General features: G+C 42.7%; 13 protein-coding genes and 1 pseudogene. 9 read left to right on the top strand and 5 right to left on the bottom strand.

The window, feature by feature from the left end; all coding sequences use genetic code 11:
• The first annotated feature begins 85 nt into the window (after positions 1-85).
• A complete protein-coding gene (gene metF / locus HT732_RS04300) occupies positions 86-952 on the top strand; it encodes a methylenetetrahydrofolate reductase [NAD(P)H] (protein WP_049513159.1) in 867 nt (288 codons plus the stop codon).
• A gap of 58 nt (positions 953-1010) precedes the next feature.
• Here the strand turns inward: metF and HT732_RS04295 are convergent.
• Positions 1011-2358: pseudogene (locus HT732_RS04295) on the bottom strand (IS3 family transposase).
• Positions 2359-3199: 841 nt separating this feature from the next.
• Between HT732_RS04295 and pnp the strand changes: the two are divergent.
• The 7 genes from pnp (at position 3200) to ugpC (ending at position 10862) form a co-directional block, all read left to right on the top strand.
• Positions 3200-5413: a polyribonucleotide nucleotidyltransferase gene (pnp, locus tag HT732_RS04290; RefSeq protein WP_173254085.1), complete on the top strand. Its 2214-nt coding sequence runs from the start codon at positions 3200-3202 to the stop codon at positions 5411-5413.
• A 15-nt stretch (positions 5414-5428) separates the two neighbouring features.
• On the top strand, positions 5429-6046 hold the full coding sequence (gene cysE / locus HT732_RS04285) for a serine O-acetyltransferase (protein ID WP_173254084.1): 618 nt from the start codon (positions 5429-5431) through the stop codon (positions 6044-6046).
• 11 nt (positions 6047-6057) lie between these two features.
• A complete protein-coding gene (locus HT732_RS04280; protein ID WP_173254083.1) occupies positions 6058-6942 on the top strand; it encodes a GNAT family N-acetyltransferase in 885 nt (294 codons plus the stop codon).
• Between the two features lie 81 nt (positions 6943-7023).
• Positions 7024-8367, top strand: a complete 1344-nt coding sequence (gene cysS / locus HT732_RS04275; RefSeq protein ID WP_173254082.1) for a cysteine--tRNA ligase — start codon at positions 7024-7026, stop codon at positions 8365-8367.
• Positions 8360-8746 (top strand): Mini-ribonuclease 3, encoded by a 387-nt coding sequence (locus HT732_RS04270; RefSeq protein WP_173254081.1) that lies wholly within the window; start codon positions 8360-8362, stop codon positions 8744-8746. Before cysS ends, HT732_RS04270 begins: the two co-directional genes overlap by 8 nt.
• A gap of 3 nt (positions 8747-8749) precedes the next feature.
• Complete coding sequence (locus tag HT732_RS04265) at positions 8750-9619, top strand: PucR family transcriptional regulator (protein WP_173254080.1); 870 nt, start codon at positions 8750-8752, stop codon at positions 9617-9619.
• 112 nt (positions 9620-9731) lie between these two features.
• A complete protein-coding gene (gene ugpC / locus HT732_RS04260) occupies positions 9732-10862 on the top strand; it encodes a sn-glycerol-3-phosphate ABC transporter ATP-binding protein UgpC (RefSeq protein WP_000229952.1) in 1131 nt (376 codons plus the stop codon).
• A 93-nt stretch (positions 10863-10955) separates the two neighbouring features.
• Here the strand turns inward: ugpC and HT732_RS04255 are convergent, their stop codons facing one another.
• The 4 genes from HT732_RS04255 to HT732_RS04240 are packed head-to-tail and all read right to left on the bottom strand — an operon-like array spanning position 10956 to position 13878.
• Positions 10956-11615, bottom strand: a complete 660-nt coding sequence (locus HT732_RS04255; protein WP_000443883.1) for an amino acid ABC transporter permease — start codon at positions 11613-11615, stop codon at positions 10956-10958.
• Positions 11616-11624: 9 nt separating this feature from the next.
• Complete coding sequence (locus HT732_RS04250) at positions 11625-12302, bottom strand: amino acid ABC transporter permease (protein WP_173254079.1); 678 nt, start codon at positions 12300-12302, stop codon at positions 11625-11627.
• 12 nt (positions 12303-12314) lie between these two features.
• The gene (locus tag HT732_RS04245) at positions 12315-13109 is read right to left on the bottom strand and encodes a transporter substrate-binding domain-containing protein (RefSeq protein ID WP_173254077.1); all 795 of its coding nucleotides are present in this window, start codon (positions 13107-13109) and stop codon (positions 12315-12317) included.
• Positions 13110-13119: 10 nt separating this feature from the next.
• Complete coding sequence (locus tag HT732_RS04240; RefSeq protein ID WP_001229568.1) at positions 13120-13878, bottom strand: amino acid ABC transporter ATP-binding protein; 759 nt, start codon at positions 13876-13878, stop codon at positions 13120-13122.
• A gap of 176 nt (positions 13879-14054) precedes the next feature.
• On the opposite strand from HT732_RS04240, the gene recJ reads away from it, so the two are divergent.
• A complete protein-coding gene (gene recJ / locus HT732_RS04235) occupies positions 14055-16277 on the top strand; it encodes a single-stranded-DNA-specific exonuclease RecJ (protein ID WP_173254075.1) in 2223 nt (740 codons plus the stop codon).
• The last annotated feature ends 25 nt before the right edge of the window (positions 16278-16302 follow it).

The raw sequence follows: 16302 nt of genomic DNA, 5'->3' as shown, positions 1-16302 counted from the left end.
AAGCGCTGTTTGGTCAATCTGCCTGTTTCACTCGGATTCTAGGAGTCCAGCTAACGAAAAAATCAACTAGAAAAGGATAATGACTATGTCACGCCAAACACCGTCACTCTCATTTGAAGTGTTCCCTCCCAACCCAGCCGTGGGTAATGATAACATTATTTCTGCTCTTCAAAATATGCAGGAGTTGGCTCCCCACTTTATCAGTGTGACTGCCAGCAATAATAAATTTAATATCAAGGAAACGACGGTCCGCTTGGCTGACTTTATCCAAAATGACTTAGCGATTCCGACTATTGCTCACTTACCAGCCATCTATTTGACCAAGGACAAGGTTGCTGAAACCATTGCAGACTTGGACAAGGTTGGGGTGCAGAAAATCTTGGCTCTTCGTGGGGATATTATTCCAGATGTGGAACCACAAAAGGATTTCCGCTACGCAACTGACTTGATTGAGTTCATCAAGGAACAAGCCCCTCACTTTGATATTGTCGGTGCTTGTTATCCAGAAGGGCATCCAGATTCACCAAATCAGATTTCAGATATTCAAAATCTTAAGAAGAAAGTAGATGCAGGTTGTTCGAGCCTCGTAACTCAGCTTTTCTTTGACAATGAGCGCTTCTATGATTTCCAAGACAAGTGCATCTTGGCTGGGATTGATGTACCCATTCATGCAGGGATTATGCCAATTCTGAATCGAAATCAGGCTCTCCGCCTCTTGAAGACTTGTGAGAATATCCATCTTCCACGCAAATTTAAAGCCATCTTAGACAAGTATGAGCATGACCCTGAGTCGCTCAGAGCAGCAGGACTTGCCTATGCAGTGGACCAAATCGTGGACTTGGTAACTCAGGATGTTGCCGGTGTGCATCTCTACACCATGAACAATGCTGAAACAGCAAAATACATCCACCAAGCAACCCATGCCTTGTTTAATCATCAGTCCCTAGGATAATAAAAAGCAAACCATTCTTCTCAGGTGTGTACTGACCCCAAAAAGTTAGACAATTAATTTATCCGAAGGATTTAGTTCTGTACTGCACAGGGCTAAGTCCTTTTAGTTTTACCTTAATTCGTTTATTGTTGTAGTAATCAATATAGTCTACAATGGCTTGTTCCAATTGCTTAAGCGACTGAAATGACTTCTCATAACCATAAAACATCTCCTATTTCAGAATCCCAAAGAAGGACTCCATCATACCATTGTCTGAGCTGTTACCCTTACGTGACATGGATGCTTGAATTCCCTTACCCTCAAGAAACTGATGATAAGAATCGTGTTGATATTGCCAACCTTGGTCACTATGGAGAATCGTATTCTCGTAGCGTTTCTCTGTGAATGCCTGTTCCAACATTGTTTTTACTTGTTCTAAGTTGGGTGAAGTTGAAAGATTATAGGCGATAATTTCGCTGTTGAAACCATCTAAAACTGGTGATAAGTAAAGCTTTTGAGTACTTGCTGGAATGGCAAATTCTGTCACATCTGTGTAGCACTTTTCCATTGTTTTAGAGCCTTCAAATTGACGTTGAATGAGATTATCTGCCTTCTTGCCAACATCTCCTTTATGAGAAGAATATTTTCGTTTCTGTCGCATTTTAACTTGTAAATTGAGTACTTTCATCAAGCGTTGAACTCTTTTATGATTTACCAGATAACCACGATTTCTTAGTTCTAAATGAATCCGACGATAACCATAATTTCCCTTATGTTCGATAAAAATGGATTGAATTTCAGCTTTAAGCTCTTGGTCCTTATCTGGTTTATCTAGCTGTTTCAAGTGATAGTAGTAGGTCGAACGAGCTAGTTTAATGGCTTTCAGAAGAATATCTAACGAAAACTCAGTGATTAATTCTTGAACAATTTCTGTCTTTCTTCTTTCTCTTTTCCTCCTTCAATCGGAGTTCTCTTAACTTTTTTAGGATGGCATTCTCCGCTCTCAGGTACTCATTTTCTGCTTGAAGACGTTCTAATTCTGTCATATCTTCAAATCTTTTCTTTGACTTACGTCCCATTTTAGGTGGTCTCCCTCTTGTTTTCTCTACAATAGTATACCTGTTTTTCTTATATTGTGCCACCCAATTCGAAAGTAATCCACTACTTGGAAGAGCATAATCAAGGCTGACACTTCTATAAGAACAACCTTCCAGCAGAACTTTATCTATCATTTCTTGTTTTAGTTCTGGAGAATAATAACGATTCTTCCTTTTTTTGACAAACTTTATTCCGTAACGATCAATCAATTTAATCATGTACATAAGATTAGAATTGTTTATCCCAAATTTATTTGAAAGCTTCTCTAAGCTATATCCTTGTTTTCTAAGTTCATAGATCTGAACTTTATCATCATATGTTAATTTCATAATAAAAACACCCAAAAAGTTAGATTTTTTCTGTCTAACTTTTGGGGTGCAGTTCAGTGAGGGGGATGGTTCCTTTTTAATGGTAAAGACCGTACTTTTTAAGAAAAATATGATAAAATAGACTCTGTACGTACTTGATACAAAGATGAGGGTATTAAAAAAAACAATGTATTTGAACTGTAAGGATTAGCGACACGAACGAGTCAAATCGATGTTATTTGACGAGAGAGTTAGTAAAGCATTTAGCTAATTGCCTGATAGCGATTAGCGTGAAAGGTTTAGATACTTTAGTATTAAATCTTTCTAATGACTAACGGTAGGAAAGAGCGACACGAGCGAGTCAAATCGATATTATTTGACGAGAGAGTTAGTAAAGCATTTAGCTAATCGCCTGATAGCGATTAGCGTGAAAGGATTAGATACTTTAGTATCAAACCTTTCTAATGACTAACGGTAGGAAAGAGCGACACGAGCGAGTCAAATCGATATTATTTGACGAGAGAGTTAGTAAAGCATTTAGCTAATCGCCCGATAGCGATTAGCGTGAAAGGATTAGATACTTTAGTATCAAACCTTTCTAATGATTTGTATCTTGAGTAATTGAACACGGGCTAAATCCCTAGTGAAAAAGATAGATTTCCTGGTGCGCATCGCACACTGCGTCAATCGAATGCTATCTTGAGTAATCGAACCCGGCCGAAAAGCTGTGTAAAAAAGATAAACTGTCTTGTCTTCATCGAAGACTTCATCAGTTTCCTATTTTTACTTTGCTTTTGACGTCCTTGGTATCTTGATCTTTGTAGGCAAGGCGTATAATTTCATCAATCCAAAGGGGATTAAAATGACAAAACAAGTGTTTCAAACGACTTTTGCGGGTCGTGAGTTAATTGTAGAGACTGGTCAGGTTGCTAAGCAGGCAAATGGCTCTGTTGTCGTGCGTTACGGTGAGTCAACTGTCTTGACTGCAGCCGTTATGTCTAAGAAGATGGCAACTGGGGATTTCTTCCCTCTTCAAGTCAACTACGAAGAAAAAATGTATGCAGCTGGGAAGTTTCCTGGTGGCTTTATGAAACGTGAAGGACGTCCTTCAACAGATGCGACTTTGACAGCGCGTTTGATTGACCGTCCAATCCGTCCTATGTTTGCGGAAGGTTTCCGTAATGAAGTGCAAGTGATCAATACGGTTCTTTCTTACGATGAAAATGCTTCTGCACCAATGGCAGCTATGTTTGGTTCATCTTTGGCACTTTCCATTTCAGATATTCCATTTGACGGCCCAATCGCTGGGGTGCAAGTGGGTTATGTGGATGGTCAGATCATCATCAACCCTACGCAAGAACAAGCAGAGCAATCTCTCCTTGAATTGACAGTAGCTGGTACCAAGCACGCCATCAACATGGTAGAGTCAGGTGCCAAAGAATTGTCAGAAGAAATCATGTTGGAAGCCCTCCTCAAAGGGCACGAAGCAGTTAAAGAATTGATTGCCTTCCAAGAAGAAATCGTTGCAGCAGTCGGTAAAGAAAAAGCAGAAGTGGAATTGCTTCATGTGGACGTTGACTTGCAAGCTGAAATCATCGCAGCCTACAACAGTGACCTCCAAAAAGCGGTCCAAGTAGAAGAAAAATTGGCTCGTGAAGCTGCAACTCAAGCAGTTAAGGACCAAGTTACTGCCGTTTACGAAGAAAAATATGCAGACCACGAAGAATTTGACCGTATCATGCGTGATGTGGCTGAAATCTTGGAACAAATGGAACACGCTGAAGTGCGCCGTTTGATCACAGAAGACAAGGTGCGTCCTGACGGTCGTAAGGTTGATGAAATCCGTCCTTTGGATGCGGTTGTTGACTTCCTTCCTCGTGTGCACGGCTCTGGTCTTTTCACTCGTGGACAAACTCAGGCTCTTTCAGTCTTGACCTTGGCTCCGATGGGAGAAACTCAAATCATTGATGGTTTGGATCCAGAGTACAAGAAACGCTTTATGCACCACTATAACTTCCCTCAATACTCTGTAGGGGAAACTGGACGCTACGGTGCGCCAGGTCGTCGTGAAATCGGTCACGGTGCTCTTGGTGAGCGTGCTCTTGCTCAAGTCTTGCCAAGTTTGGAAGAATTCCCATATGCTATCCGTTTGGTAGCAGAAGTTTTAGAATCAAATGGTTCTTCATCTCAGGCTTCTATCTGTGCGGGAACGCTTGCCCTTATGGCTGGTGGTGTGCCAATCAAGGCCCCGGTAGCTGGTATTGCCATGGGACTTATCTCAGATGGAAATAACTACACAGTATTGACAGATATCCAAGGTTTGGAAGACCACTTTGGAGACATGGACTTCAAGGTTGCAGGTACTCGTGATGGGATTACAGCCCTTCAAATGGATATTAAGATCCAAGGGATTACTGCAGAAATCTTGACTGAGGCTCTTGCCCAAGCCAAGAAAGCCCGTTTTGAAATTCTTGATGTGATTGAAGCAACCATTCCAGAAGTTCGTCCAGAATTGGCTCCAACTGCTCCGAAAATTGATACCATCAAGATTGATGTGGACAAGATTAAGATTGTCATCGGTAAGGGTGGAGAAACCATCGACAAGATTATCGCTGAAACAGGCGTTAAGATTGATATCGACGAAGAAGGAAATGTGTCTATCTACTCTAGCGACCAAGATGCTATTAACCGTGCTAAAGAAATTATTGCTGGTTTGGTCCGTGAAGCTAAGGTGGATGAAGTTTACCGTGCTAAAGTCGTTCGTATCGAGAAATTTGGTGCTTTTGTTAACCTCTTTGACAAGACAGATGCCCTTGTTCATATCTCTGAGATGGCTTGGACGCGTACCAATAATGTCGAAGACTTGGTAGCAATCGGGGATGAAGTTGATGTTAAGGTTATCAAGATTGATGAAAAAGGACGTGTGGATGCTTCTATGAAAGCCCTTCTTCCTCGTCCTCCAAAACCTGAACGTGATGAAAAAGGCGAAAAGTCTGAGAGACCTCACCGCCCACGTCATCATAAGGGTCACAAACCTAAGAAAGAATTTACAGAAACACCAAAAGATTCAGAATAAGAAAAGGAGAAATGTATGGGATGGTGGCGCGAAACCATTGATATCGTAAAAGAAAATGATCCAGCGGCCCGCACCACTTTGGAGGTTTTGCTGACTTATCCGGGTGTCAAGGCCTTGGCGGCCCACCGTCTTTCACATTTTCTCTGGAAGCATGGCTTCAAACTCTTGGCTCGTATGCACAGTCAGTTTTGGCGCTTTTGGACTCAGATTGAGATTCATCCAGGTGCCCAGATTGATTCAGGTGTCTTTATCGACCATGGTTCAGGCCTGGTGATTGGAGAGACAGCTATCGTTGAGACGGGAGTTCTCCTCTATCATGGGGTGACTCTTGGGGGAACAGGGAAAGACTGTGGCAAACGCCATCCTACCGTTCGCAAAGGAGCGCTTATATCTGCTCATGCCCAAGTCATTGGACCCGTTGAAATCGGTGAAAATGCCAAGGTCGGTGCAGCAGCAGTTGTTGTGGCAGACGTACCTAGTGATGTGACGGTTGTCGGTATTCCTGCTAAGATTGTCCGTCTTCATGGTAAGAAGGATGAGCCGGTCATCCACGAAGTCGAAGAAAAACGAGAGTACTACGTCAATAAACTCGAGCATGCTAAAGACGCCAGTCACAGATCGTCGGGGTTGTAGAGGATACCTATATGATTCAAGCAAGAAACAAGTTAAGCCAAGAGGAGTTATCTGAGGCGAAAAAACTAATTAACTGTTGTCAAAACTATGACGGTACCTATCGTGATCCCTATCTCTCTAACATGCTTAATTTTGACCCAAACATGCCCGCCTTTTTCCTTTATTATGAAAAAGGCGAACTTGTTGGTCTCTTAACTGTCTATGCAGATGACCAAGATGTGGAAGTGACGATACTGGTTCATCCAGATCATCGCCGTCAGGGAATTGCGCGTGCATTGTTTACTAGTTTTGAGAGAGAAACAGCTTCTTTCCCTATTCGTTCAGTTACTTTTCAGACAGAACGTATTTTTCTAGAACGTCATCCTGATTTTGTTAGCAACTGGGGATTGGTCGAGGACGAGGATACAGAAACTTGGTTAGGTAAGGATAGAAGACCTTATCCGTTAGCAAAGCTTTCCAATCTTGAAGTTTTGTTAGCAGATAGTTCGTTTCAGGAGCAAATTAGTCAGTTAAAATTTCAGGCATTCTCAGAGGAACATGAATCTAGAGAAGTTGTGGATAGATATGTCGCTGAAGCTCTGAAGGATCCAGAAAGTCGCCTGTATATTTTATTAAAAGACGGTCAGGTTATTGGAACTTGCACGGTTGATTTATCGACTAATACTAATTACCTCTATGGTTTGGCAATATCGGAACCTGAACGTGGAAAAGGCTATGGAAGCTACTTAACAAAATCCCTTGTCAACCAATTGATTGAGCAAAATGATAAGAAATTTCAGATTGCAGTGGAAGATAGCAATGTAGGTGCCAAGCGCTTGTATGAAAAAATTGGCTTTGTAAAACAGACTCAGGTGGTTTATCTGAATGAGAAAGGAGCAAGGGATTCCGAAGTGTAGAGACATTCGGACTGAAATTCAATTGAACTCTTAGTAATGAAACTAATTGTTCTTGGATTTTGGATTTCCTGACTATGATTTATGATTAAAATCTATGACACTATGTCTCGTGATTTGCGAGAATTTGTCCCGATTGAGGACGGCAAAGTCAAGATGTATGTTTGTGGGCCAACCGTGTATAACTATATCCACGTGGGGAATGCCCGTTCAACGGTGGCTTTTGATACCATTCGTCGCTATTTTGAGTATCGTGGTTATGAGGTTGCCTATATTTCCAATTTTACGGATGTGGATGATAAGATTATCAACCGTGCCAAGGAAGAAGGTATCACGCCTCAGGAGGTTGCGGACAAGTACATCGCTGCCTTTCGTGAGGATGTGACGGCCTTGGGCGTTAAACCTGCGACTCGCCATCCGCGTGTGGTGGAGTTTATGGCTGACATCATCCGCTTTGTGGAAGACTTGATTGGAAAAGGCTTTGCCTACGAGAGTCAAGGAGATGTCTATTTCCGTGTGGAAAAATCCCACAACTATGCTAAGTTAGCCAATAAAACCTTGGAAGACTTGGAGCTAGGTGCTTCAGGTCGTACCGATGAAGAAACGGCTCGTAAGGAAAATCCTGTAGACTTTGCCCTCTGGAAAGCTGCAAAACCAGACGAGATTTCCTGGGACAGTCCTTGGGGACCTGGTCGTCCGGGCTGGCATATCGAGTGTTCAGTCATGTCGACAGAGATTTTGGGCGACACCATTGATATTCACGGTGGTGGAGCTGACCTAGAGTTTCCTCACCATACCAATGAAATTGCCCAGTCAGAAGCCAAAACAGGCAAGACCTTTGCTAACTACTGGATGCACAATGGCTTTGTCAATATCGATAATGTCAAGATGTCCAAGTCCTTGGGTAACTTTATCACCGTACATGATGCCCTTAAAACTCTTGATGGGCAAGTGCTTCGATTCTTCTTTGCGACACAACATTACCGTAAGCCTATCAACTTTACGGAAAAGGCAGTGCGTGATGCAGAGACCAATCTCAAGTATCTAAAGAACACTTACGAGCAACTATTTTCAGGAACTGTAGATGCTCAAGAGTTACAAACATTTAAAGATAAGTTTGTAGCAACTATGGATGAAGATTTTAACGCTGCTAACGGTATCACAGTGGTCTTTGAAATGGCCAAATGGATTAACTCAGGTAACTATGATGCAAGTGTTAAGGAAGCTCTTGCGGCTATGTTAGAGGTCTTTGGAATTGTCTTTGTTGAGGAAGTTTTGGATGCAGAGATTGAAGACTTAATCCAAAAACGCCAAGAAGCGCGTGCCAATCGAGACTTTGCGACAGCGGACCAGATCCGTGACCAATTGGCTGCTCAAGGGATTAAGCTCCTTGATACCAAAGATGGAGTGAGGTGGACACGTGATTGATGTCAATCTCATTAACGGGATTGCGTTAGCTTTTGAGGGAGATGCGGTTTATTCCATGTATATTCGTCGTCACCTCATTCTAAAAGGTATGACCAAACCCAATAAACTCCATCAAGAAGCGACCAAGTATGTGTCGGCCAAAGCTCAGGCTCGCCTGATTTCCCTTATGTTGGAGGAGCAAGTCCTGACGGAAAAAGAAGAAGAAATCTACAAACGTGGCCGCAATACCAATAGCCACACCAAGGCCAAAAATGCTGATGTGGTGACTTACCGTATGTCCACAGGTTTTGAAGCAGTCATGGGCTATCTCCATATGACTGAAAATCTGGATCGTCTTGAGAGCTTGATTTCGTGGTGCATCCAAAAAGTGGAGGGCTAGGACATGATGGCAAAAGAACTACAAGACTGGTTTCCTGAAGCTCAGATTTCAGACCAACCAGTAGAGAAAGAGGGCTATCTCACTCTCCCTTTAGCTTCTCAGCAGTGGATTTTGCTGGAGGAAGCTGGGCTCAGTGAGCGTGAAAAGCAGTTGGTTGCTCTTTTGACCCAGCAGGAGCAGGCTCGTTCGCTCAATCCTTGGTATTCTTATCTGATTGAGGGGAAGGGACAGGCACCACAAACTTTTAAAAAGATTCAGTTGGTTTATTGTCATCTTTCCTATTTTCAGCAGGAAAATCTAGCTTCTTGGCTAGATATGATGCGGACTCTTTTTCCCAACTGTCAGACGGTGATTCAGGTCGGAGCTCAGGATTATGTTTTCGTGCTGCAACAAGACAAATACACCTCTGTACGAGCTATTTTAAGTGATACGATTGAAGCGGTTGAGTATGACTTTGGACTTCGTCTCTCTATCATGTTGGGTCAGGTTTGGTCTCAGGCAGGCCATCAAGCCCTATCAGACTTAATCAAAGCAGAGCGAGATTTGTTTAAGACTTGGTGGCGTCAGGGTCACCAAGGTGTTCATACTTTTTCTCAGCTCTATCTTTGGAGTATGGGAGAAAGACTTGTGGACCTGAGAGCAATCAAGGAATGCCTGCACCAGATGATTTTGGATCAGGATCAGATTCAGGAAATCATTCTCTCTCTTTGGGAAAATAGTGCTGTTCTCACTAAAACAGCCCAGCAACTCTATCTGCACCGCAATTCTCTCCAATACAAGATTGATAAGTGGGAAGAATTGACAGGGCTTCAGTTGAAGGAATTGACAGACCTTACTCTGTGTTATCAATTGATTTTACCAGATATTCTCTAAAGTTTTGTGCAAGTTGCACAGAACTTTTTTATTTTTTTGGTCACCTTGCCATAGAAATGTAAAGCGTTTTCATCTATAATAAAACTATCAAAAGACAAAAGGAGTTCACCTCATGGTAGAATTGAATCTTAAAAACATTTACAAAAAATATCCAAACAGCGAACACTATTCAGTTGAAGACTTCAATTTGGACATCAAAGACAAAGAATTTATCGTTTTCGTAGGTCCTTCAGGATGTGGTAAATCAACAACTCTTCGTATGATCGCAGGTCTTGAAGATATTACAGAAGGAACTGCATCTATCGATGGCGTGGTTGTTAACGACGTAGCTCCAAAAGACCGTGACATCGCCATGGTATTCCAAAACTACGCTCTTTACCCACACATGACTGTTTATGACAACATGGCTTTCGGTTTGAAATTGCGTAAATACAGCAAAGAAGACATCGACAAACGTGTGCAAGAAGCAGCTGAAATCCTTGGATTGAAAGAATTCTTGGAACGTAAACCAGCTGACCTTTCAGGTGGTCAACGTCAACGTGTTGCCATGGGTCGTGCAATCGTCCGTGATGCAAAAGTATTCTTGATGGACGAACCTTTGTCAAACTTGGATGCAAAACTTCGTGTATCAATGCGTGCTGAAATTGCTAAAATCCACCGTCGTATCGGAGCTACAACTATCTACGTAACTCACGACCAAACAGAAGCGATGACACTTGCAGACCGTATCGTTATCATGTCAGCAACTAAGAACCCTGCTGGTACAGGTACTATCGGACGTGTAGAACAAATCGGTACTCCTCAAGAAGTTTACAAAAACCCAGTTAACAAATTCGTAGCAGGATTCATCGGAAGCCCAGCTATGAACTTCATCAACGTGAAATTGGTTGGTAGCGAAATTGTTTCTGACGGTTTCCGTTTGAAAGTTCCAGAAGGAGCATTGAAAGTTCTTCGTGAAAAAGGCTACGAAGGAAAAGAATTGATCTTCGGTATCCGTCCAGAAGATGTGAATGCAGAACCTGCTTTCCTTGAAACATTCCCAGAATCAGTTGTCAAAGCTACTATCTCTGTATCAGAATTGCTTGGTTCAGAATCTCACCTTTACTGCCAAGTTGGTAAAGACGAATTTGTTGCCAAAGTTGATGCTCGTGACTACTTGCAAACAGGTGCAACAGTTGAACTTGGATTTGACTTGAACAAAGCACACTTCTTCGATGTAGAAACTGAAAAAACAGTCTACTAAGATTAATGAAACTCAAAACACTGCTAGAAATCTGGCAGTGTTTTTTTGAGATTGCGTAGAAAAAACTCTCCATGTACTTGGAGAGCTAATTTATTATTCTGCGGCTTGTTGCCAACGTTTTGCTAGCATATGAGATAGGCTCGAAATTGCTAGGTTGAAGCTGAAGTAGATGAGGGCAATCAGGATATAAAGACTGAAGACCTGCTCTGGTTCGAAATAACGGCCCATGAGAATTTGGCTAGCTCCAAAGAGCTCTTGTAGGGCGATAACAGAGTAGAGAAGACTGGTATCCTTAATCACGGTAACAAACTGAGAAATGATGGCTGGTAGCATTTTACGGATCGCTTGTGGGAGAATGATGTGGTAGAGGATTTGTGCAGAAGTAAATCCTTGCGACATTCCTGCTTCATACTGTCCCTTGTCAACTGCATTGAGACCGCCTCGAATAATCTCAGCCAAGGCTGCTGAGGTAAAGAGGGTAAAGGCTGTAATACCTGCTGGAGTGGACTTCATCTTAAAAACTAAAAAGATAGTGAAAATCCAGAGGAGGTTGGGAACGTTACGCACAAATTCGATATAAATGCTGGAAATAATGCGCAAGATAGGATTTTTCCCATTTCTCATGACGGCTAGCACCGTTCCGATAAGGGTAGAGAGGACGATGGCAATCAGAGAAATATAGAGGGTCAAGCCAAATCCTTTAAAGATAAAGACTAGGTTATCTGGGGTCAAAACTTCTAAAATGGATTCCATAGTAACCTCCTAAAGTGAATAGGCTTTTTTGTTGGCTTGCTCCATCTTGCGACCAAACTGGGCAACAGGGAAGCAAAGAGAGAAGTAGAGCAGGGCAGCGCCTAAAAAGGCTGGAATGTAGTTTCCGTTAAGAGCCGACCAAGACTTGGTCACAAACATCAAGTCCACTCCAGAGATGATAGCGACTGTCGAGGTGTTCTTGATGAGGTTAACGATTTGGTTAGTCAAAGGTGGGAGAATGATACGGAAAGCCTGAGGCAAGATAATCAAACGCATAGCACTGATATAGGTAAAACCTTGCGACAAGGCAGCCTCCATCTGACCGCTAGGAATAGACTGAATACCTGAGCGGATCACCTCAGCAATATAGGCACCGTGATAGAGCCCTACGCAGAGTACAGCTGTCCAATAAATCGGAATCATGATGATATGGTCACTGATAAGAGGTAGGCCATAAAAAACGATGACAAACTGCACCAAGAGGGGAGTGTTTTGATAAAATTCCACAAAGATGCGAGCTAAAATACGCAAAATCGGACGTTTGCTGGTTGACATGGCTCCGAAGAAGATGCCTAAAACCATGGCTAGGATAAAGGCTCCAATCGCTAGAGCAAGGGTGAAGAGGAAACCATTGAAAAATTGTCCAAAATCCTGAAAATAGGCTGTCCAAGATGATAAATCTGTCATAGGGTGTCCTCCTTAATCTGCGGTATGGCTAGATGGTTTGAGCTTGTAACGGTCATAAAGTTTCTGCAAACTACCATCCTTGCTCCATTTGGTAACCAAGTTATCGAGATAGTCGTTAAGCTCTGTATTTGATTTCTTGGTAACAATACCGTAGTCTGATGGCTTGAAACTATCATCTAGTAGTACTGTGCGTTTGCTGATGTAGCCAGATAGAATAGAGCGGTCAACGGAAAAGGCATCAATACGGTGAGCATGAAGGGAAGTAATCAATTCTGGATAAGAACCAAGTTCGACGAATTTAAACTTCAGACCTTTCTTTTTACCTAGTTCGGTAATCAAGCGTTGGGTGATAGAACCTTGGGCGACTCCGATGGTTTTACCGTTTAGATCCTCAATCTTTTTGATTTTGGCAGATTTATTGACCAAAAATCCAGATGCGTCCGTGTAGTAGGGACTGGTAAAGTTGTAGAGTTTTTTGCGTTCGTCTGTAATGGTGAAGGTCGCGATATCCATATCGACCTGTTCATTGTCTAGAAGGGGGCCACGGGTCTGCGCTGTAACCGGCACATAGCGAACCTTGACCTTGAGCTCATCTGCTACCATCTTGGCCAAGTCCGTTTCGATACCGGAATAGGTTCCAGTCTTAGGATTCTTATAACCGAAATTGGGAACGTCTTGTTTGACACCGACAACCAGTTCGCCTCTTTTTTGAATATCTGCGACGCTGGTATCAGCCTGGACTGGTTTTGTAGCAGCAAGGCCGAAAAGGCTAATCAATAATGCTGATAAAAAGAATTTCTTTTTCATAGGCGCCTCCTTATTTGACTTTGTCACTTTCGTGGTTGATGATTTTGCTGAGAAATTGTTGGGCACGAGGTTCGCTTGGATTATCGAAAAAGTCATCAACATCTGTAGTATCCACTAAAACTTCTCCATCAGCCATAAAGATGATGCGGTCGGCAACTTCACGGGCGAAGCCCATTTCATGGGTCACGATAATCATATTCATACCATCGTGGGCCAATTTTTGCATAACTGCCAGAACATCGCCGATGGTTTCAGGGTCTAGGGCAGATGTTGGTTCATCAAAGAGAAGGAGTTCCGGATGCATAGCGAGTCCACGTGCAATGGCAATCCGTTGCTTTTGTCCACCAGATAGCATGGCTGGATATGAATCTTTCTTGTCCCACATATTTACAAATTCCAGATATTTTTGAGCTGTTTTTTCAGCTTCTTTTTTATCAATTCCTAGAACTTTTATGGGTGCGAGTGTTACGTTTTCTAACACTGTTTTGTGAGGGTAGAGGTTAAAATGCTGGAAAACCATGCCGACTTCCTTGCGAAGAGGTACCAAATCTTTCTGGCTGGCACCAGCAACTTGGTGGCCATTGACTAGAAGACTTCCCTTGTCGACAGCCTCCAAACCATTGATGGTGCGGATAAGAGTGGATTTCCCAGAACCAGATGGTCCGAGTAGGACAACGACTTGTCCTTTTTCAAAACGGAGATTGATGTCGCGGAGTGCGTGGTAGTCTCCGTAATATTTTTCGACGTGTTCAAATTCTACTAAAGCCATAAGAAATCTCCTTTGTGTTAGATTTTATAACACGATTCTACACCAAAAGATTTTTCTTGTCAAATCATATCTGAAAAAATTCACTAAAATTTTATAAAAAAGCAATCTGGATAGAGAAAAAGCCTAAATCATGTTATAATGAAGCAATAGAATTCTTAGAAAGAGTGGATGTCTTTTTGATAACACCTACTTATGAATGGCAGTTTGCCCCGCAGGTAGAAGATGCGGATTTTACAAAGATAGCCAAGAAGGCTGGACTGGGTCCTGAGGTGGCTCGGTTATTATTTGAAAGAGGGATTCAGGACCAAGAAAGTCTGAAGAAGTTTTTAGAACCTTCCTTGGAGGACTTGCACGACCCTTATCTGCTCCATGATATGGACAAGGCAGTGGAACGGATTCGTCAGGCCATTGAAGAAGGGGAAAATATCCTCATTTATGGAGATTACGATGCGGATGGAATGACTTCGGCTTCTATTGTTAAGGAAAGTTTGGAACAGCTTGGTGCCGAGTGCCGGGTTTATCTGCCTAATCGTTTTACCGACGGTTATGGACCTAATGCCAGTGTTTACAAATATTTTATCGAGCAAGAAGGGATTTCCTTGATTGTGACGGTGGATAATGGGGTTGCTGGTCATGAGGCTATTGAATTGGCCCAGTCGATGGGAGTGGATGTCATTGTGACTGACCACCATTCCATGCCTGAAACCTTACCAGATGCCTATGCTATTGTCCATCCTGAACATCCGGATGCGAACTATCCTTTCAAATATTTGGCTGGTTGTGGAGTTGCTTTCAAGCTGGCTTGTGCCCTTTTAGAAGAAGTGCAAGTGGAATTGCTTGATTTGGTCGCTATTGGTACCATTGCAGATATGGTTAGTTTGACAGATGAAAACCGAATCTTGGTTCAATATGGTCTAGAAATGCTGGGGCATACTCAGCGCATTGGTTTACAAGAAATGCTGGACATGGCTGGAATTGCTGCTAACGAAGTAACAGAAGAAACGGTTGGTTTCCAGATTGCCCCTCGTTTGAATGCCTTGGGGCGTTTGGACGATCCCAATCCTGCCATTGATTTGCTGACTGGGTTTGATGATGAGGAAGCGCATGAGATTGCCCTCATGATTCATCAGAAAAACGAAGAGCGCAAGGAAATCGTCCAGTCAATCTATGAAGAAGCTAAGACCATGGTGGATCCTGAAAAGAAGGTCCAAGTCTTGGCCAAGGAAAGCTGGAATCCTGGGGTTCTAGGAATCGTGGCTGGTCGTTTGTTGGAAGAACTAGGGCAGACAGTCATCGTTCTCAATATAGAAGACGGTCGTGCTAAGGGCAGTGCTCGTAGTGTGGAAGCGGTCGATATTTTTGAGGCTCTGGATCCTCATCGAGACCTCTTCATCGCATTTGGCGGTCATGCTGGTGCAGCTGGGATGACGCTGGAAGTGGAGAAACTCTCAGATTTATCTCAGGTTTTGGAAGATTATGTCCGTGAAAAAGGTGCAGATGCTGCTGGCAAGAACAAGTTAAATCTAGATGAAGAACTGGATTTGGAGGCTTTGAGTCTTGAAACAGTCAAGAACTTTGAGCGCTTGGCTCCCTTTGGGATGGACAATCAGAAACCTGTCTTTTATATAAAGGAATTTCAGATCGAAAGTGCCCGTACTATGGGGGCAGGCAATGCTCATCTCAAGTTGAAAATTTCCAAAGGTGAGGCGAGTTTTGAAGTGGTAGCCTTTGGCCAAGGCAGATGGGCGACAGAGTTTTCTCAAACCAAGAATCTAGAGCTGGCAGTCAAATTGTCTGTCAACCAATGGAATGGCCAAACTGCCCTCCAGTTGATGATGGTGGATGCTCGTGTGGAGGGTGTTCAACTCTTTAACATTCGTGGGAAAAATGCAGTCTTGCCAGAAGGAGTTCCAGTCTTGGATTTTGCTGGAGAACTGCCAGATATAGCGACTAGTGAAGCGGTTGTTGTAAAAACCGTTCCTGAGGATATTACTCAGCTGAAGACCATTTTTCAGGAACAGAATTTCTCTGCTGTCTATTTCAAAAATGATATTGACAAGGCCTACTATCTGACAGGCTATGGGACTAGAGAACAGTTTGCTAAATTGTACAAGACTATTTACCAGTTCCCAGAGTTTGATATTCGCTACAAACTGAAGGATTTGGCGGCTTATCTCAATATTCAACAAATCTTGCTGGTCAAGATGATTCAAGTGTTTGAAGAACTAGGTTTTGTGACAATCAAAGATGGGGTCATGACAGTCAATAAAGAGGCACCAAAGCGGGAGATAGGAGAAAGTCAGATTTACCAAAATCTCAAACAAACCGTTAAAGACCAAGAAATGATGGCGCTGGGTACTGTGCAAGAAATTTATGACTTTTTAATGGAAAAAGAATAGCAGATAGGAAAGAGTTGGGAAACCA

Origin of the sequence: Streptococcus sp. 5346, assembly GCF_013277455.1 — a bacterium.
In the GTDB taxonomy this organism is placed as follows: domain Bacteria; phylum Bacillota; class Bacilli; order Lactobacillales; family Streptococcaceae; genus Streptococcus.
Note: the sequence above shows the minus strand (reverse complement) of the source record. Positions and strands in the feature narration are given on the sequence as shown.

Coding starts and splice junctions, on each gene's coding strand:
- metF (WP_049513159.1), top strand. CDS start 86: ATGTCACGCCAAACACCGTCACTCTCATTTGAAGTGTTCCCTCCCAAC.
- pnp (WP_173254085.1), top strand. CDS start 3,200: ATGACAAAACAAGTGTTTCAAACGACTTTTGCGGGTCGTGAGTTAATT.
- cysE (WP_173254084.1), top strand. CDS start 5,429: ATGGGATGGTGGCGCGAAACCATTGATATCGTAAAAGAAAATGATCCA.
- HT732_RS04280 (WP_173254083.1), top strand. CDS start 6,058: ATGATTCAAGCAAGAAACAAGTTAAGCCAAGAGGAGTTATCTGAGGCG.
- cysS (WP_173254082.1), top strand. CDS start 7,024: ATGATTAAAATCTATGACACTATGTCTCGTGATTTGCGAGAATTTGTC.
- HT732_RS04265 (WP_173254080.1), top strand. CDS start 8,750: ATGATGGCAAAAGAACTACAAGACTGGTTTCCTGAAGCTCAGATTTCA.
- ugpC (WP_000229952.1), top strand. CDS start 9,732: ATGGTAGAATTGAATCTTAAAAACATTTACAAAAAATATCCAAACAGC.
- HT732_RS04255 (WP_000443883.1), bottom strand. CDS start 11,615: ATGGAATCCATTTTAGAAGTTTTGACCCCAGATAACCTAGTCTTTATC.
- HT732_RS04250 (WP_173254079.1), bottom strand. CDS start 12,302: ATGACAGATTTATCATCTTGGACAGCCTATTTTCAGGATTTTGGACAA.
- HT732_RS04245 (WP_173254077.1), bottom strand. CDS start 13,109: ATGAAAAAGAAATTCTTTTTATCAGCATTATTGATTAGCCTTTTCGGC.
- HT732_RS04240 (WP_001229568.1), bottom strand. CDS start 13,878: ATGGCTTTAGTAGAATTTGAACACGTCGAAAAATATTACGGAGACTAC.